Annotated in this window: 14 protein-coding genes; 6 read left to right on the top strand and 8 right to left on the bottom strand. The window is 41.4% G+C overall.

Features of this window, described 5'->3' with window-relative positions; translation table 11 throughout:
* Window positions 1–55 precede the first annotated feature (55 nt).
* Window positions 56–1,318 carry an MFS transporter gene (locus BM015_RS10015; RefSeq protein ID WP_090657891.1) on the top strand — a complete coding sequence of 421 codons (1,263 nt, stop codon included), beginning with the start codon at window positions 56–58 and terminating at the stop codon, window positions 1,316–1,318.
* Window positions 1,319–1,404: 86 nt separating this feature from the next.
* On the top strand, window positions 1,405–1,665 hold the full coding sequence (locus BM015_RS10010) for a hypothetical protein (protein WP_143075816.1): 261 nt from the start codon (window positions 1,405–1,407) through the stop codon (window positions 1,663–1,665).
* A 2-nt stretch (window positions 1,666–1,667) separates the two neighbouring features.
* On the opposite strand, the gene feoB is transcribed toward BM015_RS10010, so the two are convergent.
* Both feoB and panD read right to left on the bottom strand, forming a co-directional pair.
* Complete coding sequence (gene feoB / locus BM015_RS10005; protein ID WP_245751351.1) at window positions 1,668–3,770, bottom strand: ferrous iron transport protein B; 2,103 nt, start codon at window positions 3,768–3,770, stop codon at window positions 1,668–1,670.
* 494 nt (window positions 3,771–4,264) lie between these two features.
* Window positions 4,265–4,609 (bottom strand): aspartate 1-decarboxylase, encoded by a 345-nt coding sequence (panD, locus tag BM015_RS10000; RefSeq protein WP_090657885.1) that lies wholly within the window; start codon window positions 4,607–4,609, stop codon window positions 4,265–4,267.
* A gap of 102 nt (window positions 4,610–4,711) precedes the next feature.
* Here panD and BM015_RS09995 point away from each other — a divergent pair, with 102 nt between their 5' ends.
* Both BM015_RS09995 and BM015_RS09990 read left to right on the top strand, forming a co-directional pair.
* Window positions 4,712–6,928: an FUSC family protein gene (locus BM015_RS09995; RefSeq protein WP_090657883.1), complete on the top strand. Its 2,217-nt coding sequence runs from the start codon at window positions 4,712–4,714 to the stop codon at window positions 6,926–6,928.
* A gap of 223 nt (window positions 6,929–7,151) precedes the next feature.
* Window positions 7,152–11,099, top strand: coding sequence for an AAA and adenylate/guanylate cyclase domain-containing protein (locus BM015_RS09990; protein WP_090657881.1), 3,948 nt, complete (start codon window positions 7,152–7,154; stop codon window positions 11,097–11,099).
* Between the two features lie 5 nt (window positions 11,100–11,104).
* On the opposite strand, the gene BM015_RS09985 is transcribed toward BM015_RS09990, so the two are convergent.
* The 4 genes from BM015_RS09985 to BM015_RS09970 all read right to left on the bottom strand — a co-directional run bounded on the left by BM015_RS09985 (window position 11,105) and on the right by BM015_RS09970 (window position 16,235).
* Window positions 11,105–12,112: a 3-oxoacyl-[acyl-carrier-protein] synthase III C-terminal domain-containing protein gene (locus tag BM015_RS09985; RefSeq protein ID WP_090657879.1), complete on the bottom strand. Its 1,008-nt coding sequence runs from the start codon at window positions 12,110–12,112 to the stop codon at window positions 11,105–11,107.
* On the bottom strand, window positions 12,109–13,794 hold the full coding sequence (locus BM015_RS09980; RefSeq protein ID WP_090657877.1) for a flavin monoamine oxidase family protein: 1,686 nt from the start codon (window positions 13,792–13,794) through the stop codon (window positions 12,109–12,111). The genes BM015_RS09985 and BM015_RS09980 overlap by 4 nt, the downstream gene beginning before the upstream one ends.
* 20 nt (window positions 13,795–13,814) lie before the next feature.
* Window positions 13,815–15,614: a thiamine pyrophosphate-binding protein gene (locus tag BM015_RS09975; protein WP_090657875.1), complete on the bottom strand. Its 1,800-nt coding sequence runs from the start codon at window positions 15,612–15,614 to the stop codon at window positions 13,815–13,817.
* 255 nt (window positions 15,615–15,869) lie between these two features.
* A complete protein-coding gene (locus BM015_RS09970) occupies window positions 15,870–16,235 on the bottom strand; it encodes a hypothetical protein (protein ID WP_090657873.1) in 366 nt (121 codons plus the stop codon).
* Window positions 16,236–16,417: 182 nt separating this feature from the next.
* Here BM015_RS09970 and BM015_RS09965 point away from each other — a divergent pair, with 182 nt between their 5' ends.
* Window positions 16,418–16,768: a single-stranded DNA-binding protein gene (locus BM015_RS09965; protein WP_090657871.1), complete on the top strand. Its 351-nt coding sequence runs from the start codon at window positions 16,418–16,420 to the stop codon at window positions 16,766–16,768.
* Window positions 16,769–16,888: 120 nt separating this feature from the next.
* Window positions 16,889–17,662, top strand: a complete 774-nt coding sequence (locus BM015_RS09960; RefSeq protein WP_245751349.1) for an XRE family transcriptional regulator — start codon at window positions 16,889–16,891, stop codon at window positions 17,660–17,662.
* A 142-nt stretch (window positions 17,663–17,804) separates the two neighbouring features.
* On the opposite strand, the gene BM015_RS09955 is transcribed toward BM015_RS09960, so the two are convergent.
* Both BM015_RS09955 and BM015_RS09950 read right to left on the bottom strand, forming a co-directional pair.
* Window positions 17,805–20,963 carry an efflux RND transporter permease subunit gene (locus BM015_RS09955; RefSeq protein ID WP_090657867.1) on the bottom strand — a complete coding sequence of 1,053 codons (3,159 nt, stop codon included), beginning with the start codon at window positions 20,961–20,963 and terminating at the stop codon, window positions 17,805–17,807.
* Window positions 20,964–21,059: 96 nt separating this feature from the next.
* Window positions 21,060–22,184: an efflux RND transporter periplasmic adaptor subunit gene (locus tag BM015_RS09950; protein WP_090657865.1), complete on the bottom strand. Its 1,125-nt coding sequence runs from the start codon at window positions 22,182–22,184 to the stop codon at window positions 21,060–21,062.
* Window positions 22,185–22,230: the final 46 nt, after the last annotated feature.

The raw sequence follows: 22,230 nt of genomic DNA, 5'->3' as shown, positions 1-22,230 counted from the left end.
TAATTTAAAATACTTTTGCCTGCTTTAAAGCCGTTGCGGCTTTATTAAATTACGCATGAGCTTAATAACAACCGGCAGTAAACAAGAATCTTCTGATGCTTTTATAGCTGTACGCATTCCCGAATTCCGAAACCTTGTAATGGGAAGGTTTGCTTTTGTAATGGCTTTAAGGATGCTCACCACATTGCTTGGCTGGTGGATTTATAATTTAACCAATGCGCCTTTCGCTATCGGTTTAATAGGTTTATCTGAAGTAGTGCCCGCAGTTTCGCTGGCTTTGTATGCAGGGCATGTTATCGACCTTAGTGAAAAACGAAAATTGCTGTTGCGCGGCATAGCATTATACTTTTTGGCAGTAGTAATCTTATTATTGCTTTCCACAAGACATGCAGGCGGGTTTTTTACAAACCATACTATTGCTGTTTTAATTTATTCAATTGTTTTTGGCACCGGCATTGTGCGTTCATTTGCGGGGCCGGTGTTTAATGTAATACTGGCGCAGGTTGTCCCTAAAAATGTTTTGCAAAATGCCACTACCTGGAACCAGGGCGCTTATCTATCAGCTTCTGTTAGCGGCCATGCGGTGGGTGGTTTTTTAATTGCTATGCTGGGTAACACCGGTACGTTTGGTGTAATTGCAGCATTTATAATCATTGCATTTATTATTCTTTTTTTTATAAAGCCCAAGCCTCCTATGCATAAAAAGGCCGAAAAGAAAACATGGGAGAGTGTAAAAGAAGGGTTGAATTTTGTTTTTAAAACCAAAGTAATTTTAGGGGCATTATCACTTGATTTATTCGCTGTACTTTTTGGCGGCGCTGTTGCTATGGTCCCGGTTTTTGCACGCGATATTTTAAAGGTTGGTTCAGAAGGCTTTGGCATATTGAACGGCGCTTCAGATATGGGTTCTATTTGCAGCGTTATTTTGCTTACTGCATTTCCCATGCGGAAAAAGCAAGGCTATAAATTATTGTTTGCCGTGTTTGGCTTTGGCGTTTGCATTGTATGTTTTGCTTTATCAAAATTATTTGTGCTTTCTTTTATTGCCCTGCTCATAAGTGGCATGCTTGATGGGATAAGCGTTGTTGTGCGCGGTACCATTATGCAGCTAAAAACGCCGGATGATATGCGTGGCCGCGTAATGAGCGTAAACTCCATGTTCATTAATTCCAGCAATGAATTTGGCCAGTTTGAAAGCGGTTTAATGGCTAAACTATTAGGCGTTGTGCCTTCTGTAATTTTTGGAGGCTGCATGACGATAGCTGTGGTTATTGCAACCTGGTTCAAAGCGCCAACATTAAGAAAAATGGAATATTGATATTGTGAAAGCTTACGGCCCTTAAAGCAGGCAGGTTTTTGTATATTGCTTCGGTTTCCTGCTTGCCATTGCAACAAAAAAATTCAATGGCTATGATCTATCAGTACATTATTTATGCAGTTACTGCAATACTGCTTATTTTAATTATACTTAAAACAGTGCTGTTTTCTTCAAGCACATCTAATAAAAGTTTGTATAAATGGTTTTACTTCAGTCATTATAATATTTATAATTCAAGAAGTGAAAAAAGCAGGCAGGCCAAGCTATTGCAAAACAGGCTTAGCATTATAATCGTTGCTGTTTTAATAGTAGATCTAATATTGATTGCGCTGTTCAGAAACCCCTGAAATTAAAACAGGTTATAAACAAGAAGGCTCATTAAATAGGCAAGCCCTGTCATATATACAAACTGAATAATCGGCCATTTCCAGGTACGGGTTTCTCTTTTTACAATCGCCAGTGTGCTCATGCACTGCATGGCAAAAACATAAAACACCATTAACGATAAAGCTGCGGGCAGCGTATAAACCTTACGGCCATCTTCATGCACGGCGCTTTCCATTTTTTCCTGCAACGTGCGGGTGTTGTTATCTTTATCTTCAACACTATACAAGGTTGCCATGGTGCCAACAAAAACTTCCCGTGCAGCAAAGGATGTTATTAATGCAATACCAATCTTCCAGTCGTAACCCAGGGGCTTTATAACAGGTTCTATTGTTTTACCCAAAATGCCTGCAAAAGAATTCTGCAGCTTTGCCGATGCATATTGCTTTTCAATTTCAGCAACGGAATCTTTGCTTATATTTTGCTGCTGCTGCAACTGCACTGTATATTTTTCATTCACCGCATCCATGCGCGAAGGCGGGCCATAACTGCTCAAAAACCATAATATCAGGCTTATGAAAAGAATTACCCTTCCTGCTTCGCTCACAAATATTTTGGCTTTTTCAACCATGGTAATGCCCACATTTTTCCAGCGAGGTGCACGGTAAACGGGCAATTCTAAAATGAAATAGCTTTTCTCTTTCATTTTAATGATGAACTTGAACACATAACTCACCACTAATGCCATTACTGTTCCCAAAAGGTAAAGCCCCATCATTACCAGGCCCTGAAGGCTTAAAAAGCCTAAGTAATAAGTGTTTGGAATTACCAGTGCAATAAGAATGGTATAAACCGGTAGCCTGGCGCTGCAGCTCATTAAAGGCGTAACCAGTATGGTGAGCAACCGCTCCTTTTTATTTTCAATATTCCTTGTGCTCATAATGGCCGGCACGGCGCAGGCAAAGCCACTGATCATGGGCATTACGCTTTTCCCGTTCAGGCCCACTTTGCGCATGAGCTTATCGCTCAAAAAACTTATGCGGGCCATGTAGCCGGTATCTTCCAAAATTGTTATCAACCCAAATAATATCATTATCTGCGGCACAAAAACAAGTATGCCGTTAAGGCCCGCAACCAGGCCGTTTATAAGCAGGTCGCTCCACCATGCAGCAGGCAATGTGTTATTAAGCCAGCCATTCAACTGCGCAAAGCCGCCGTCAATCCAGTCCATCGGGTATTGCGCCAGCCAGAATATGCTCTGAAACAAAACGAATAAAACCACCAGCAGGATTATATAACCCCACATCCGGTTTAAAAGAATATTATCAAGATGCTCCGTAAATAACTTGCGCTGCAGCGGATCGGGCTCTACCACGTTTTGCTGCATTACCTGCTTAATGCGCGTATAGCGTTGCAGGATTTCCTCCGCCTGGGTTTTGGATGGATTGAAATTATTGTCCATTTCCGCCTGCTCAATTACTTCGTTCACGGTATCGGGCAAGCCGAAATTCTCATGGTTGATGAGATAATGGATGCCTTCATAATTGCTGATCCCCGGCAAAGTCTGCTTCACTTTTTCAATAGCGGAAGGCGCCAGCGCAAGGTTATCTATAAAATCTCTCTTATTTGGCTGCTGATGCAGTTTTGCTGTTTGCGCCAGCACTTTTTTCAGCTCGCCTATACCCTTATTTTTTCTTGGGTTTACCGCAATTACGGGTACGCCCAATTCGGTAGAAAGACCGGCAACATCTATTTCAATGCCTTTTTTGCGGGCAAGGTCCATCATGGTAAGGGCAATTACCACGGGGTATTTTAAATCGATCACCTGGCTGCAGAAAAGTAAATTACGTTTCAGGTTACTGGCATCGGCAACGAGTAAAACTATTTCCGGATGAATTTTTTCATCAGCATGCAGCAGCACCTTGTAAGCTACCCATTCATCGTCGCGGCGCGGGTAGAGGCTGTAGGTGCCGGGCAGGTCAATAATAGTAGCCGAGGCATTTTCATCTAAATTAGATATGCCTGTTTTTTTATCAACAGTAACGCCCGGGAAATTGCCTACTTTTTGATTAAGGCCGGTTAATGCATTAAATAAGGAGGATTTACCGCTGTTAGGGTTACCAACCAAAGCTATATTAACATTATTACGCGCCAGTACTATTCAATTTTGGGCGCAAAAATAACGGCTTCAGCTAAAAGAAGGTTACGAGATAGGGAGTTTTGACAATGGTATTAGATTATTATAAATGAATAATCAAAATTTAACAATTGCCGTAGCATTCAATACAGAATTAATGAACCTAATGTTGTTATAGATACCTTTTCGCAGGAATAATTTAGAGAATAGCAAACATGCTAATAAGGGTGCTAAAACGAAAAATATTAATAGAACTGCCTGGTTAGAGATGAATCTTGTTATGAAGAACTGAATAACGAATGCCAACAAAAATGTGCAAGCAATTATTATCAATTTATTTTTTTTTGAAACCCCCTTTCTACGATTAACCAAATAATTATACAATATTGATAATCCGATAAGAAAAGTTATGCTTATAATTGAATTAATAATAGCTGGTTCCATAAAATCAATTTTCAAATCGATTTATTTACGGGTTGAATAACTTACAACCTGTTTCCTTCCTTTGGAAACACAAGCCAGGGTTTGAATTTTTTGGCTTCTTCAAATTCCATGGTGGCGTAAGCAATTACAATTATTATATCGCCTACAGCGCCATGTCTTGCCGCCGGGCCGTTTAAACAAACGGTGCCGCTGCCACGCTTACCTTTAATAATATAGGTTTCCAGCCTGGAACCGTTGTTCACATTCACCACCTGCACTTTTTCATTCTCAATAATATTGGCGGCATCCATCAGGTCTTCATCCAGCGTTAAGCTGCCTACATATTGTAAATTTGCTTCCGTAATAACGGCGCGGTGAATTTTCGATTTTAATATTTCTATTTCCATGGAGGGCGCAAATGTACACAACTTCATTTTATCAATTCAAACAGTTGTTAGCGCTATCTTTAATACTTAAGTTTTTGGCACTTTCTTAAGTTTGCAAACTGCATGGATTACCAGCTTACTTTCAAAAAAATATTTTCAAGCCAATATTTATTTACGGGCATCCGCATAACTGCGGCAGCCATTATTCCCGCCCTTATTTTATATCAATATGATATGCTGGGCCTGCTGTCTGCCATTCCCCTTGGCGCACTGGTTGTGGGATCAACCGACAGCCCCGGGCCGTTTGCCCATCGCCGTAATACCATTCTTGCAAGCATCTGCCTTAATTTTTTAGTGGTTGTAATTGCCATTTCACTTCATCACAATCCTGTGCTTGTAACCATTTTTATAGTATTGTTTGGATTGTTTTTTTCGCTTATCGGTATTTATGGCAAACGTGCCAATTCAGTGGGCCTGGTTGCCTTGCTGGTTTTTATTTTTAATATCGACAGCCGGTCGAGCTTTGGCAGCCCCTGGCTTAACGGGCTGATGTTTACAGCAGGCGGTATGTGTTATTTTTTAATGAGTTTATTGCTGCACCGCCTGCGGCCATATCGTTATATACAAATACAGTTGGGCGAAAGCCTGCGCTCTATTGCCGAATATGTGGAAACGCTTGCAGCCTTGTTTAAAGTAAAACGCGATGATGAATATTTGTATAATAAACTAAGCCTGAAACAAATCACTATTCAGCAGGAGCAGGACAGCATGCGTGAAATGCTGCTGAACACAAGAGAAATGGTGATTGATTCCACTGCCAAAGGAAGAATACTAATGATGATGTTCCTCGACAGTGCAGACCTGTTTGAACATCTTATTTCGCTGCACCAGGATTATAAGGATATACATAAAGCTTTTGATAATACAGAAGTTTTGCAGGAGATAGAAACTTCGCTGCATGCTTTTAGCCAGGAGCTAAACAGCATTGGCTATGCCATCCAGTTTAATGAACAATCAAAAGCACATACAGATATTAATGCGCAGCTAAAAAAGCTTTCTAATGTTTTTGCTTTGCAAAGAAAGAAAGCGCTTAATAAAAACACGCTGCCTTTGTTTATTAAACTGCGGCAAATACGTTTTACGGTGCAGGATGTGGGCGAAAGAATAAAAAGGCTTCATTATTTCTCGGGCTACGAAACCATTGCCACAAGGTATTATAAAGATTATCCGGGCGCAGAGCTTAAAGTAAAACATACTGAATTATCTCCATCGCTGCTTATTGGAAATATATCGCTTAAATCAAGCCAGTTCAGGCATGCACTGCGTGTAACCATCGCCATGCTTATAGGTTATTTTGTTTCGTTATTCTTCCCGCTCGGTCACGGTTACTGGATCTTATTAACCATCGCCACCATATTAAAACCTGCCTACAGCATTTCACGCACACGCAATAAACAACGTTTGCTGGGCACCATAACCGGTGTAATCATATCATTCGCCTTCATCTATTTTATTAACAATAATACGCTGGCCTTCCTGCTGTTGCTTTGCACCATGGTAATAGCTTACAGCCTGCTAAAACTTAACTATTACATAAGCTGCACCTGCATTACCATTTACGTTATCATCAGCTTTCATTTTTTAAACCAGTCTGATTTCAATGTAGTTGTTACCGACAGGCTTATTGATACTGCTATTGGTTGTGTAATTGCATTCATTGCATCTTTTATGATATTTCCTTTATGGGAGCACGAGCAAACAAAAGACCTCATAAAAAATTTTGTTGATGCCAATAAAAAATATTTCAATGTTGCAGCAGGTTTATTAAGGCAGCCCGAAGTGCTCAAAACAAATTATACGCCGGTGCGAAAAGAAGCTTTTGTGGCGCTTGCCAACCTCAGCGATAATTTTCAGCGCATACTTTCTGAAAAAAGAAGAGACACAAAGCTTTCGTTTTATCACCAGTTTGTTGCCAGCGGTTATATTTTAACGGCGCATATAGCAGCCTTATCTTCATTAATAACCAGGTTTGGAAAAGATATAAAGGCTGACGATTTTGACACTTTGATAAATAATGTAAACGAAAAATTTAAGCGCACTGTTTGCATCTTAAACGGAGAACCTGTGAAAACCGTTATCTCAAACCGCAATGCACCTATAACTAATAAAGTGCAGAAGCTATTGCAGCAGCGGCAGCAGGAAATTGATGAAGGTTTATATGATGTTCAAAGCGATGTTCGTATTTCGCTGCGCAATCTAAAAAGCATAACCGACGAATTTGAAATGATTGACAGTATTGTTGCCGATGAAGTGAAGATTGCAACGCGGATTATGCAATAAAATTTATTGTATCGCAATTGACGGTTAATAAAACATTTTCCTGCATTGGATAAATATAAAAAATGATAATAAGGTATGCTTTAAATTTTATACATTGTGTGGCTTTATTTCCTGCCAGCTAACAAGGGTATTTATTCATCAAAAAAAGTGCTTATGATTGTATAACTGGCTGTTTCAAGTCAAATGCCCTTAATAATTAGAATAATTTAAATCGTGCACGACAATGAAGAAGAGCAAAGAATCGAATAGTTCTGATTTGCTGTCAGTGAGTTTTGTGCCTTATATATTGCGAAAGCAATTTGCGGAAAACCCGCTGCGGGATTTTGGAACGCCTGCAACTGAAAATTATGCAACGTTATTATGGATAGATATCTGCGATTTCTCAAGCCTTTGCAACAAGCTTATGAAAGACCAGTTGCATGGTGTGGAGATCATTACAGACATACTGCAAAACCATTATTCATCCTTACTTAAAATTATAACTGAATTTGGCGGGCAGCCATTATTTTTTGCAGGAGACGGGCTTATGTCTGCGTGGCTTGGCGATAAAGAGGAGGCAGAAAAATTCGTTGCAGTTGCGGCTGCCTGCGCACAGGAAATACTCAATAAAAAAAGCACCCGCAATGAGCGTAATGAATTGTTATCACTTCATGCAGTTATATCTGCAGGCTACTGGCAAATGACGGAGCTGGAAGGTGTGGATGGCAACTGGCTCTTTAATTTTTCAGGCCAGGTATTCGATGACCTTACATTATCATCTCATAATAAAGCGCCCGATGAAATACTTATTTCTGAAAAAGCGCTTGCATGCCTGGATAAAAATTTACAAACTGTTCCGCTTGAATACAACACTTATATACTTAAAGAAATTCCAAAACGTTTTTCTATACCGCAGGTAAAGGAATTGCAGTTAACAGCAGATGCCGTTAATAAACTGAAAGCTTTTGTTCCTAAAACGCTCACCTTCCCAATTACCAGGGAACGCCTTAAATGGATAGCGGAAATAAGGCCTGTTACAATTGTTTTTGTAAAACTTCCCAACGAAAGCATGCACTCTTCTGAAAACCGCAGCAAACTGTTAACCACCGTTGCCATGGTAACAAACCTTGTGCATGAATATGATGCTTTATTAAACCAGGTTTGGATGGATGAGAAAGAATCAAACATGCTTATTTGCTTTGGCCCGCCACCTTCGGCGCATAATGATAATCCTGAAAGAGGTGTGAACCTTTCATTGCAAATAAACCAGTTGTTTTTAAACGAAGACATGGAAAACAATATTGGCGTTTGCACAGGCATGGCTTACTGCGGTATAATTGGTAATGATCTTTTAAGGCAATATACCGTTATAGGCGATGTGGTAAACCTTAGTGAACGTCTCGCAGAAAAAGCAAAAAACAAAATTTTATGTGATAAATTAACCTACAGTTCAACCAACAAATCCATCAACTTTAAGGCGCCTGTTTTATACAGCTTAAAAGGCCACCGTGAAAAAGCCGCATTATATGAACCCGATGATAATGTAAAAAAATCTTCCGGTATAAATGTTTATAGCTCCTTTAGCCGAAATAAAGAACTTGAAGCGTTATCAGGTGCTTTTGAAAACGCTTTAAATGGCACCTCCTGCAATACTTTAATTGTGGAAGGAGATAGCGGAATGGGTAAGTCGAAATTACTGGACGATTTTAAAACCAGGATGCAAGCGCGGGGTATAAATATTGTTTCCGCTTCGGGCAAGTTTCTTTCGCGCAACACACCATACGGCGCTCTAAGTGAAATTTTTTTTAGCATACTTGGTTTACATGCATACCAGGAAGACGCAGCTGATCACCTTGTAAATAAATATGGTTACCGCGCCTGCCTGCTGAATGCAATATTGCCTTTAAATATACCAGACAGTAATGAAGTGCAGGTTATGGCAGGCGGCCAGAGAGTTTTAGCAACACATAATTTTTTGCTTGAACTGCTGAACGAAAAAGCGAAGGAGCACCCTCTGATAATTATTATTGATGACGCGCAGTGGCTTGAAGAAAATTCATGGCAGCTAATTGAATCCATTAATAATTATCTCCGCCAATGTTTTGTTGTGCTCGCTTTTCAAAAAACGGCAGGTAATGCACAAACAGAATTATTAAGAAATAAAGGGTGTAAAACAATTGTGTTAAATGCTTTGTCTGAAGAAGAAGAAGCAAAACTTATTTGTGAAAGATTGGGCGTTGCAGGTATATCTGAAGAAGTTTTTAATAGCGTGCATGCTATCGCAAAAGGCAATCCTTTCTTTTGTATTGAGCTTGCTGATTCGTTGCGGACGCAGGAATTAATAACGATTGAAAACGATAATTGCCGCATCAATAAAAATATAACGACGCAAAAAATATCATTGCCTGAAACGGTAAGAGGAGCGTTGCGCAGGAAGATAGACCGCCTTAACCCGGGCTCGCAATTATCCATGAAAGCAGGCAGTGTTGCAGGGTTTCGCTTCAGCGAGAAAATTATAAACAGCATATATCCTATTGCTTCTGAAAAAAAATTAGTGCCTTCTTTTTTAAATGAAGTAATGGAGTCTGGGTTTACGCATAAAGAAGTAGTCGACAATCTTGATGGCTACAGTTTTAATAATGCTGTTGCAGCGGAAGTGGCATACGAAATGACGCTGAGCGAACAGCGCAGGCATCTTCATCGCAAATGCGCTGAATGGTATGAAAAAAATTTTTCAGCCAATCTTAATCTTTTTTATGTTCAGGTTGCGCACCACTGGATGAATGCAGATGAAAATGAAAAGGCAGCAACTTATCTTGAGAAAGAAGCCATACGTTTATTCAGGCTTGGGTTTGTTAAACAGGCGCTTGATATAGGCCTGGAAGGCGTGGCCTTGCTTGGCCAGGAATTTGAACGGGACAAGGATGCAGTTTCGCAAAAAACAGGCAGGCTGCTAAATGTTATAAGCGCCCTGATGACCAACCGTAAGATTGAAGATTTAACCAACCTGCGCAAGCTGCGGAATACAAGGGTTGAAACCATTATCAGGATGCTTTTAGAGCTGGCTCCTTTTGCGCATCAGGGCCAGCAGCCCGAAATATTTGCACTTATATCTGTAACCTGTTTATTGCTTACGCTTGAAAATGGAAACGGCGATGCAGCAGCGGAAGTTTATTCCATGTATTCCATCATCCATAAAGTAATTACAGGCGATACCGAAACTGCTTTTGCATGGAGCAACCTGGCAATAGCAGTTGATAAGAAAAGCGGTTTTGCATTGCAGGCGAGAGTTACATTTATTCATTGCTGGTTTATAGCTTTATGGATGCGGCCATTAAAAGAGCTTATTTCTCAATCACAGCAGGGCGCCGATGCAGGGTTTAAATCAGGCGATATTACTTATGCCTGCTTTAATTTATCGCTGACTGTTGTGCTCAAAAGCACAGCAGGCATTGCGCTGGATGAGATTATTAAAACTGCTGTTGATAATGCGGGAAGAAATAACCAAATGGTGGTAAATGCAGCATTTCATCTTAAGCATGAAGAGCAGGTGGCCAAAGCTTTTAAGGGGCTTACCGCTTCACTTACATCGCTTACTGATGAAAAGTATGATGAAGAAAAAGATATTGCAAGCATTTGCGAAACCGATTTGTTTAACCAGGTAGCTTATTACTATGTTTCAAAACTAAAGTTGCATGTGCATGCCGGCAACTGGGCAGCAGCCATTGAATGGGGAAATAAGGCATTGCCATTATTACCTGCATTTTTCAGCCAGCCGGGTTATATGGAACTGGAGCAATATTATGCAATAGCCATTTTATATATAGCAATGGATAGTAAAGAAGGTGCTGCTGCCATGATGGATGTTGCGGATAAAAGCATTGAAAAATTTAATGCATGGATGAAGCACTGCCCCGATAATTTTTTGCATAAAGCATTATTATTACAGGCTATAAAAGCTGCAGCAGATAATAAGTTTAATGAAGCTGAAAAAATGTTTGCCGATGCTGCAGCCAGTGCAGAAAAAGCAGGATTTATACAAGACAGCGCATTGGCATGGGAGCATTTAATGCGTATGCAAAAGAAACATAACCTTGATTATAAAAAAAGCTTGCAGCGTGCCCTTAAAGCTTATGGAAACTGGGGCGCCGCTGCAAAAGTAAAATACCTGCAACAGGAGTTTGCTGTATAAAACATTTAAGCATTTCTTTTTAACAGCATCGCGTTGGCGTGCATATCAGGGCCTAATGCCAGCATCACAAGATTGTCTTTTTCTATTGATTTATTTTCTTCAAACCAGGCAAGGTTTAAAGCATGTGTTGCTACAGTTACGTTGGCAAATTCTTTTATGGTGCTTAAACATTGTGCAGGCTGCGGCACTATTTGCTTTAACCAGTAATCAACTAAAACCTGCGATGTTTGATGTGGCATAAAACTTATATCAGCACCGGTAAGATTATTTTTCTTTAAAAGCTCAGGCACGGATGTAATGGCCTGCTGCATACCGAATGTGCCAAAATCCTTTAGCCCTTCTTTTGTTATCTGGAAAAAATGATTGGAATATATTTTGGGATAGCCAACTAAATCAGGAACAGTGTATTCCGCAGCCTTTGTAAACATGGTTCCATAATTAGCGCTGTTGGTTACCGTGCAATAATCTGCCACAAACCATTTGGAAGCATCATCGCTTAAGCTTACGACGGCGGCGCCTGCGCCATCTGCTGCACTTATGGATTGCGGTGTATGATAATCCACATTCCTCGTCCAGTTACCGCCAAGGCAGATAAGAATATTCGCCGCTCTTCCTGCCCTTACCAAAGCATCGGCCAATAAAAGACAGGAAGCATAATTGGAATAATCATTTCCGATTGGTATTACCCAGGTATTGGATGATAAGCCTAATTCTTTATGCACCTGCACAAGCATGTTTGGCTGAACGTATTCGCTGATGGAGCCGAAGCCCAGCAGTATATCAATGTCACAGGGTTTTTTGCCGGCGTTTTCAAGTGCCATAATTGCTGCAGGCAACATAATATCAATCAATCCTTCGTTTGGCTGAAGCACATGACGTTCATCATAGCCTTCAAACATATTTTGATCAGGCAAATTTTTGCGCAGCCAGTCAAAAATAGGGTCATCATTTTTTCGTATGGCAGAAGGCACAGACCATCCTGTGCCGGTTATGCGGGGAATTAATGTGCTCATGATTTTGTAATCCAGTCAGGTTCGGAAATATCGAATTTTCTTAAAACAAGTTCTGCGGTTTGAAGTGCGCCTTCTACCCAGGTTTGATTGGTGGAATAGGCTTCACCACAAATGTAACAGGGGAAATCTTCCACCGGCTGTATCATTTTCTGCAATATTTCTGAAGATTGATAGCCGGGGTTCCAGAAATGTACGGCGCCGCCAAACGGGTCATCGCCCCAATCTACAAATGCTGCTTCAAGCGGTTCCGGTGCATCGGTTACATTATGCAGTATCATTAGCTGCCTGTGCATTTCCTTTACCATTGCTTTTGGGGCAACACATTTTTTCCAGTTAGCATTAAGCCTGTTATCCCATTCATTTTGCTTTACTGCCGCTGTATGAAGCAAATTGGTTTTGGGCTTAAAAGCCAGTGGAGAATCTTCAAGTTTTGCATCGCCGGGGCCAAGCGGTATATGCCTTAGCCCGCCCCAGAAATCAGAACTCAAAGCATCATTATACACCATAAGAATGGCATTTGTATTATTAGGGTCCGCGCCTTGCTGTTTGCCTTCGGTTCCCCAATAATAACATTGCCTGATCGGTATATCCGTTAATGAACGTCCGGCAGTAACGCCTTCTTTTTCCCACCAGGGCTCATTATATGCGATGAACATTTTGTACAAGTGAATGGGTGCAACCGAATTAAGCAGGAACTGGAAATGCGGGGCAATCTGCGGATCTAAAACAGGGCCTTTCTGTTCCAGCAGTTCCAGGCTTCTTCGCGGCATAGCAAGCACAACCGCCCTTGCTGAAACCGGTTGTGTTTCGTTTTCAAAATGAAGGGATACCCCGGTGGAACCATCAGCCAGGGCGGCGCTGTTAAAACTGGTAAGAGATTTTTGCATGATTACTTCTCCTCCATGCTGCACAAATTGCTTTTGAAGTGTCCAGAAAACAGATTCATATCCTTCATTCAGCAAATAATATTTTACACCCGGCGTAAAATCGAAGTATTCACAAATAGCGTCAACCGCATTGGTGTTAAAACCAAGGCAATCGTAACCGACAGTAGTTACGGCTATCCGGTAGGCTTCGTGACTTAAATAAGGCGCTATAACATTCCAGAAGCCATGCTTGTATAATGGAATGCCATCAATTTTCTGTGCGTCGAGATAATCGCGCAAACCAGGACCGATATGTTTTAAAATATCAGGTAATAGTTTTTCGATGGCATAACCTAAAAAGTTACTCCCCGCATTATTATTGCCGCTTTTTAGCCATTGTGTTTCTTCATCGGTGAACTGGTATGGCAATACATCCGGATCTGAAAGCTGGCTTTCACGCAGGTATTTACCCCGAAGCAGGATTATATTATGCGGATCATCAACTGTTTGTTCATGTACCGGCAGTTTAAGTTTATTTTGAACAAGCCCCTGCACAAGCTGTTGTGAAGAAACAAAACGCATGCCTCCTATCTCGCATACAACATCCGGCAGGCCGGGCGCTTTTGCCGATAAAATTCTTCCGCCAATGCGTTTGCTTTTTTCAAAAATGCCAATCTTTAACCGGCCACGTTTTTCTTTCCATCCCTTAAGTTTTGGTGAACTGTCTGCTTCAAGCAGCATGCGCCATGCAGTGTAAATTCCTGATGTACCGCCACCAACTATGGCAATATCATAATCAGGTAAATTGGTAGTCATGTTTTAAAAATGAGAAGTGATTAATTATTTTGAGAAGATGCAGTTACGATGTATTCGGCATTATAATAAGGCGGAATGGCTGTCCTGTCAATATTGGCAACAATCACCTGTGGAACGCCATCATTGTTCGCCCTGCTTAATACAGTTGGCAGAATGTTTTCAAGGTCCTGCGGAGAATTAATAATATGGGCCTCTGCACCAAGACTTTTGGCAAAGCCTGCAATATCAGGACTGCCTAATTCGTATAATTCCGTCCAGACGCCGGGGTTTGTATTATCGGGATAAAAATGCTCCATGCCCTGGCTCACCATACTGAGGTTATTATCGTTAAGAACAATCCAGATGGCGCCTGCTTTATAATGCGCTGCGGTTGATACTTCTGCACCAAACATCAGCATGGCTGCATCTCCAACAATTCCTACACAGGTAATATTTGGGCAGCCTATTTTAGCGCCCACAACAGCACCCACGGCAAATCCCATTGGGCCCATGGAAAGTGCGGTGAATATGGAAGCCGGCGGTTCTATCGCAAGAAAATGAACCGACCAGCCAACACAATTACCGGCGTCTATAAAAATTTTACTGTCGGATGGCAAGCCTGATTGCAGCACGCGCATTAATGCGGCAGGTTTTATGGGGCTCGCATTTGAATTATAATCAAAACTGGGGTCTACAAAAGGCGAATGGGTATTTTTTATGTTGGAGATTATCTGCTTCCTTAATGTTACGGCTTCTTCATCGGGAGGAAATTGAGGAATTAAGCTGGCCAGGTCATTGATAAAAGCGCCTGCTTCACCCACAATGCCTTGTGTTACCTCAAAAGAACGGGCAATTATTTTCTGGTTAATATCCACCTGTATAAAAGGTGCATTTTCAACCTGCGGAACAAGGATTTGCGACCAGGAATTTGTAGATAATTCCCCAAGCGAAGAACCAATCACCATCAGGCCATCATATGGTGTTTCCTTATCCGTAAAATAATAATATGGCCACATGCAATCAGCAATGCCATATACACGTAATGAAAGATCATGCAATTCAGAAAAAACGCCTTTACCATCGGCGGTGGTTATAACAGGAATGCCGTAAGTTTCTACAAATTGTATAAGGCTTTTATAAGTGGCATTATCTGAAAGCGCCTGCCTGCAGCCATTGCCCAATAGTAATAACGGTTTTTTTGCAGTAAGAAAGGATGCCATTGCTGTTTTTACATCTTCTAAAGGAGTGCCTTTTGGGCTGGTTCGGTAAGCGCTGACAGCAGTTGGCAGCGATGTAATTGAAACAGGCTCAAGCGATACATTTACAGGAAGGCTTACATGAGCTGCCTGCCCCGGAATTGATAAAGCATCACGCAAGGCCTGCTTAAAAATAGTTGCGGCATCCGACCCGCTTGTAATAATGGAGCTATAACCCGTAGCGGCCGTATAAATGGCTTTAATATCCAGTGAGGCATCAATGCCTTCCTGCAAATAACCCATGCCATAAAATCGCTGGTCTATTTCGCCGGTAATTAATAATACTGCTGAACCATCTGCCTGTGCATTCATTATCCCGGTAAGTGCATTGGTTGCGCCGGGCCCCGTTGTTACCATAACAACACCCAGGTTACCCGTTGCGCGGTAATAGCCATCGGCCATATAAGCCGCGCCGGTTTCATGCCGGCAAATAAAATATGTAAGATCACTCACATTATTTTTTAGCGTGTTTAATATATTCATTAGCCCCCCGCCTGGCACGCCGAAAATGTATTTTACGCCTTCCAGTTTCAGGAAGTGCACGATTAAATCATCAACAGTAAGAGCATTGGTATTAGTTTCCATAAGGCCGTATTTAAAATTGTACAGATTGGAGAAGAAGACACTAAATATATTATCATTTTAAATAATAACAAGCTTTATAAGAAAAATTATTTTTGAAACAGGTAAGCGAATGACTATAATGTATTTGCAATTTTCGGTTTCAGCATAATTTTTTGTGCCTTGCTATTAAGATGAAGCAGCATTATTAATTATAAGGCCGGTTATGAGGATTGATTGAAAGATATTTTCTAAATTTTCAGTAAGCACATATCTGTATTATTCATTCTTCCTGTGCACGATAAGATACCAGTCATTGTCAAGCTGCAGGTAGCCATAATCGTAACAGAAAAAATAGGTGTTTCCTTTTTTGTTTACGTATGTATGTGTAATATACTTAAACGAAAAGCCTTGCTGCAGTAAATGCTGTTTGGTGGTTTTGCCTGTTTCTTCTGCACCATTAAGAAATGATTCTAATATCCGCCGGTTTTTGCCAAGCGCATTATTAATGTTGCGTACATAATTATTGGATAAGGCTTTTAGCTGGTTATTATAATTATTGCGGCAGTAATCATCACAGAATTTTTTATCAGAGCGGCCTCTTACGGTTTTACCGCAATGAAGGCAGGTTTTAGGTTCTTCCATATACAATCATTCATTATAAAGATAATCACTTCATACATACAAACGTTTACAAACGGTTACATCCGTGAGTAAACGAATAAAATACGACTAAGGCTTTCACACCGGTTCATCTTTGTGTTGTCAACCGGCAAGGCGCCGCCGGTGATTGAGATAACAAATTAAAAAACTGTAAAAATTATTTTATGTACGCACTTAAAAACAAAGTCCAGCTTATTGGGAATCTTGGTAATAAACCCGAAATCCGCACTACAGAAAGCGGCAAAAAAATGGCCCGTTTTAGTCTTGCTACCGATGAAACCTACCGCAGCGCCAAAGGTGAAAAGATTACAGAAACGCAATGGCACAATATTATTGCCTGGGGAAAAGTGGCAGAAATAGCCGAGCAATTTTTATCTAAAGGCAGTGAAATTGCTTTGGAAGGAAAGCTTGTAAACCGGAACTATACCGATAAAGATGGCAACAAGCGGTACGTTACCGAAGTTCAGGTAAATGAAATATTAATGCTTGGCGAAAAGAAACAACCAAAAGCTTAAATGCTGTGAACGCTAAACAAGCCGCGCCGGTATTATTTTACGGCGTGGCTTGTTTTCTTTGATGGGTATGAAAAATTTTAATCAAAAACAATATTCAAACTAAAATAATTAGTATTTTGCATGCTAAATGCATTAGCTATGAGTTATGCCGGAAAAAACCTGAAGTATTTGCGTAAGCTGCGCGGATGGACGCAGGAAGAGTTTGCGCATAAATTAAAAATCAAGCGTTCGCTTGTAGGCGCGTATGAAGAAGAACGGGCCGAACCAAGGCTTGACGTACTGGAAAATTTATGCAGTATTTTTAAATTAAGCCTTGATGAACTGCTGCTTAAAGACCTCACCGCGCTTAAAGGCGGTGGCTCTTATATTGATAAACGCCGCCAGTTAAAACTGCAGGGCGATATTAATGAAATACAATTTGTGCCGGTTAAGGCTGCTGCCGGTTATCTTGCCGGTTATGCCGATCCGGAATTTATAGATGAGCTGAATACTTTCACGCTGCCTATGCTTGCACCAGGCGAATACCGGGCTTTTGAAATAATTGGCGACAGTATGCTGCCCACGCCAAGCGGCAGCGTAATTGTTGGGGAAAGGGTTGCTGCAATGGATGATATAAGGGCCAATAATACTTATATAGTTGTTTCTAAAAATGAAGGCATCGTATATAAACGTATTATGAAAAACAACCGCTATAAAAACAAGCTCACGCTTGTGAGTGATAACCCACAATACGAGCCTTACCATGTTAATCCAGATGATATTCTTGAAGTTTGGAAAGCTCAAATGGTAATTACAAAAGCCAATACGCAGCAACGCTGGGATGTAAACCAGCTTGCAGGCCTTGTAAACAATTTGCAGGAACAGGTTAGCAGCCTGAAAAAGAAAATGAATTAACGTATTAAAAGTTCTGTTTAATAAATTTCCTGAACAAAATATAAAGGAGAAAGCATCCGGTCGGATGCTTTCTCCTTTATACAATCTCTTGTTTTATGCGATAAACCAGGGTAACAGTTATAGCCTGGTCCTTTCTTTTTATCTACTCGCTTAAGCTTATTTCCCGCTTTTGTTTTAAGCGCTTCCTGTAAGCCACTTTTGTAATCAGCACATATAATACAGGTATTATAAAAATACCGAGCAAGGTGGCAAAAAACATACCGCCTAATACTGTAAACCCAATGGTAGAACGGGCCTGTGCGCCGGCGCCGCTTGCCAACGCAAGCGGTAATACACCAAGAATAAATGCAAAGGACGTCATTAATATTGGCCGCAAACGTAACCGAACCGCTTCAATGGTTGCTTTAACTAATTCCATTCCATTGTCCACACGTTCTTTGGCAAATTCAACAATAAGTATGGCATTTTTAGCAGCAAGGCCAATGAGCGTTATCAACCCGATCTGCGCATACACATTATTGGAAAGGCTTGGTGTAAACTTTAATGTAAGTATAGCGCCAAAAGCGCCAAGCGGCACTGCCAGCAATACAGAAAATGGTACACTCCAGCTTTCATATAAAGCGGCAAGGAAAAGAAATACAAATACTATTGACAGTGCAAATATTAAAGTTGACTGATTACCTGCATTTACTTCTTCTCTCGATAAACCGCCAAACTCGTATCCATAGCCAGCCGGCAAAACTTTATCGGCTGTTTCCCGCAAAGCAGTAATGGCATCACCACTGCTGTATCCCGGCGCTGCATTGCCATTTATTTCAGCCGTTCTGAACATATTAAAATGCGAGATCAGCGGCGGATTTTCAACCGTGTTATAAGAAATTAACGTGCTTAAAGGCACCATAGTTCCCTGCTGGTTGCGCACATAATAGGTATTAAGGTTTTGAATATTTTCCCGGTACGTGCTGTCGGCCTGGGCCATTACACGAAAATTCCTGCCATAGATGGTAAAGTCGTTTATATAACTGCTGCCCAAAAATGTTGAAAGCGTATTATAAACATCTGAGATATTTATACCCATCTTTTCGCATTTTTCCCGGTCAACCTTAACGCGATAGCCGGGTGTTTTTGCCGTAAAAAAGCTAAATGCACGGCTTATTTCGGGGCGCTGGTTCAATGCGCCTACAAATGATTGCACTACTTGTTCAAATTGCTTGATACTGTCTGTACTTTCCTGTTGCTGCAATTCAAAAGTAAACCCGCCTGTTGAGCCAAGGCCTGGGATTGCGGGGGGTGGAATTACAACAATATTTGCTTCTTTAATTCCGGCAAATTGTTTTTGCAGCGATGCTATAATGCCGTTCAATTGTTCTGCCTTATCCTTTCTCGTGTCCCAGGGTTTTAGCTGGGTGAAGATGGTGCCACTGTTACTCTTGCTTGAAAAGGTTACCACGTTCAAACCGCCCAAAGCTGCAAAGTGGGCAACGCCTGGCGTGGAGCCAACAATATCCATCATCTTCTGTAATGTTTCCAGGCTGCGGGCGGTAGAAGAGGCTTCCGGCAATTCATAAGTAATGTATAAACGGCCTTCATCTTCCTGCGGTAAAAACCCTGTGGGTTTTGATTTGAAAAGCAATACGGTGCCAACTGCAACGCAAACCAGTATTATAATCACATAACGTGAATACTTAATTGATTTTAATACGCCATTTGAATACTTATAAGTTGTTCGTTGAAACCAGTTATTAAAGCCGTAAAAAAACCTGTTTAACCAATTTCGGGATGAGCCTTCCCGGTGCTCAGGTTTCAGCATTATTGAACACAAGGCTGGTGTGAGCGATAAAGCCACAAATGCCGATATCAATACTGAAATGGCAATGGTAATGGCAAACTGCTGGTACAGCCGGCCCACAATTCCCGGTATAAAGCCTACCGGCACAAACACCGCAGCCAATATTAATGCTATTGCCACAACCGGCCCCGATATATCCCGCATTGCTTTGGCGGTGGCATCTTTAGCGGATATTTTTTCCGAATCAATATAATGCTGCACTGCTTCCACCACCACAATGGCATCATCCACCACTATGCCAATGGCCAGTACAAAACCAAACATGGTTAGTGTATTAATGGTAAATCCAAGCGGGATGAAGAATATAAATGTGCCAATGATTGAAACAGGTATTGCAAGCACGGGAATTAAGGTTGCCCTCCAATTCTGTAAAAATAAAAACACCACTAACGTTACCAGGGCCAATGCTTCCAGCAAGGTTTTAACCACTTCATCAATAGAAACCTTAACCACGGAAACCGATTCAAATGGAACCACATAATCAACGTCATAAGGGAATGATTTTTTCAATACTTCCATTTGTTTGGTAATACCTTCGGCCACATCAAGCGCATTACTGCCCGGCGCCTGGTAAATCAGGAGATAAGAAGCCTTTTTTCCATCAACAAAAGAATTACTGGTATAGCTGAATTTACCCAGTTGCACCCTTGCCACATCTTTTAAATAAGTAATGGCGCCGGTTGAAGGGTTTGTTCTTATAATAACATTTCTAAATTCTTCCTCTGTGCTTAAGCGGCTGTTGGTAAGCACGGTGTATTCAAAAGCCTGGCTGCCCTGCTGCGGTGGCGCGCCAACCGAGCCGGCAGCAATTTGAACGTTCTGTGACCTTAAAGCATTGGTAATATCAGATGCGGTTAAACCAAGCTGGCCCATTTTATCGGGCTGCAGCCATACACGCATGCTGAAATCATCGGCACGGGTAAAAATATCACCCACACCCGGCACACGCAGTAATGCATCCCTTATGTATATGTTAGTATAATTATCAATAAAAGGTACGCTGTGTGTGCCCTTGGGAGAATACATGGCCACCAGCATGAGGATGCTTGGGTTGCGTTTACGCACGGTTATACCCAGTTGTTTCACTTCATCCGGCAGGCGCGGAGAGGCTATGCTTACGCGGTTCTGAACATCAAGCGTGGCAATGTTTGGATCGGTTTTCAGGTCGAAGTAAGCATTAATGGTTGTGCGGCCATCGCTGGTGCTGTTACTTTGCATGTAGGTCATGCCCGGCGAACCATTCACCTGCGATTCAATAGGCGTGGTTACTGTTTGCTCCACGGTTTGAGCATCAGCCCCGGTAAAACTTCCTGTTATCTGCACCTGCGGCGGTGTAATTTCAGGGTACTGGCTCACCGGCAAATTCAATATTGCCAGTAAACCAACCAACACAATTACAATTGAAATAACTATTGCCGTTACAGGCCGCTTTATAAAAGTATCTGCAATCATTTCTAATCTTCTTAATAATTATTTGGTTACCAGCTGCAGTACTCCGGTTAAGCACGGTTGCGTCGCATCACTTGTACTGCATAAATCCTATTGAGCTTAATGAACTTGTGCTGAATCGGCTGCTGGTTTTACAACAGCGCCGCTTCTTACCTTCTGCACACCATCCGTTATTATTTTTTCACCGGCTGTTAATCCATCTTTCACAACAGTCTTTTCTCTTATCTGCATGCCGGGGATAATTTTTGTTTGAACAGCTTTATTGCTATCGCCCACCACATACACAAAATATTCTCCCATTTGTTCAGTAATAGCTTTTGTGGGTATAAGAATGGCATTGTTATTAAGGCTTTTTATGCGCACATTACAGGTCATGCCGGGTTTTAAAACGCCTTCCGGATTGGAAAATTCAAGCCTGGTGCGGATAGTACCTGTTTGGGGGTCAACAGCACGGTCGAGCAGGGCAATTTTTCCCGGCTTATCGTAAACGCTGCCGTCTGGCAACGTAATGGAAAAAACTGAATCCGCGGCAGCGCCACCCTGTTGCTGCAGTTTCACAAAGCGCGGAATTTCTTTTTCATCTACGGCAAAATCAACTGCCAGCGAGGTTTCTGATGAAATAGTGTTTAATACAGTGGTGCCGGGTGAAACCGCAGAACCCAGTTTAACTTGTGAAATGCCAATTACACCGCTAAATGGGGCATAAATATTTGAATAGCGAAGGTTGGTTTCAACGGCGGCAGCGCTTGCCTTTGCGGCTTCTACAGACATTTTTGCTGCCTCCAGGTCTGCCAGTGCATTATCAACAGTTTGCTTTGCAATGGCATCATTTTTATCAAGCTCAAGATAACGGTCAGCATTTTTCTGTGCTTTCACCAGGTTAGCCTTTGACACTTTTAAATTGGCAATAGCCTGGTTATAATCACCAGCATATTTCTGCTGGTCTATTGAATAAAGGCGCTGGCCTTTGGTTACGTGCTGCCCGTCTTTAAAATAAATACCGGTTATATAACCGCTCACCTGTGCGTGAATATCAACCTGATTTAATGCATTTATGGTGGCGGGATATTGGTCGTAATATAATGCCGGCGCCTGCTGCACGGTGTCAATATTTACAGATACAGGCGGTGCAGCCTGTGGCGGCTGGTTGTTTTCTTTAGTTCCGCAGGCAACGGCAACTGCTATCATCGTCGAAAAAACTAAAATTTGTGCTCCTTGTTTCATTCGTGCATATTTGTTTTTTTAATGGCCTCATGGAACGCCCTGATGT

This window comes from Parafilimonas terrae, from assembly GCF_900115755.1.
In the GTDB taxonomy this organism is placed as follows: domain Bacteria; phylum Bacteroidota; class Bacteroidia; order Chitinophagales; family Chitinophagaceae; genus Parafilimonas; species Parafilimonas terrae.
This window is presented reverse-complemented; position numbering and strand designations above follow the sequence as displayed.

Excerpts from the sequence above, each read along its gene's own strand:
- BM015_RS10015 (WP_090657891.1), top strand. The coding sequence starts at position 56 with ATGAGCTTAATAACAACCGGCAGTAAACAAGAATCTTCTGATGCTTTT.
- BM015_RS10010 (WP_143075816.1), top strand. The coding sequence starts at position 1,405 with ATGGCTATGATCTATCAGTACATTATTTATGCAGTTACTGCAATACTG.
- panD (WP_090657885.1), bottom strand. The coding sequence starts at position 4,609 with ATGGAAATAGAAATATTAAAATCGAAAATTCACCGCGCCGTTATTACG.
- BM015_RS09995 (WP_090657883.1), top strand. The coding sequence starts at position 4,712 with ATGGATTACCAGCTTACTTTCAAAAAAATATTTTCAAGCCAATATTTA.
- BM015_RS09990 (WP_090657881.1), top strand. The coding sequence starts at position 7,152 with ATGAAGAAGAGCAAAGAATCGAATAGTTCTGATTTGCTGTCAGTGAGT.
- BM015_RS09985 (WP_090657879.1), bottom strand. The coding sequence starts at position 12,112 with ATGAGCACATTAATTCCCCGCATAACCGGCACAGGATGGTCTGTGCCT.
- BM015_RS09980 (WP_090657877.1), bottom strand. The coding sequence starts at position 13,794 with ATGACTACCAATTTACCTGATTATGATATTGCCATAGTTGGTGGCGGT.
- BM015_RS09975 (WP_090657875.1), bottom strand. The coding sequence starts at position 15,614 with ATGGAAACTAATACCAATGCTCTTACTGTTGATGATTTAATCGTGCAC.
- BM015_RS09970 (WP_090657873.1), bottom strand. The coding sequence starts at position 16,235 with ATGGAAGAACCTAAAACCTGCCTTCATTGCGGTAAAACCGTAAGAGGC.
- BM015_RS09965 (WP_090657871.1), top strand. The coding sequence starts at position 16,418 with ATGTACGCACTTAAAAACAAAGTCCAGCTTATTGGGAATCTTGGTAAT.
- BM015_RS09960 (WP_245751349.1), top strand. The coding sequence starts at position 16,889 with ATGCTAAATGCATTAGCTATGAGTTATGCCGGAAAAAACCTGAAGTAT.
- BM015_RS09955 (WP_090657867.1), bottom strand. The coding sequence starts at position 20,963 with ATGATTGCAGATACTTTTATAAAGCGGCCTGTAACGGCAATAGTTATT.
- BM015_RS09950 (WP_090657865.1), bottom strand. The coding sequence starts at position 22,184 with ATGAAACAAGGAGCACAAATTTTAGTTTTTTCGACGATGATAGCAGTT.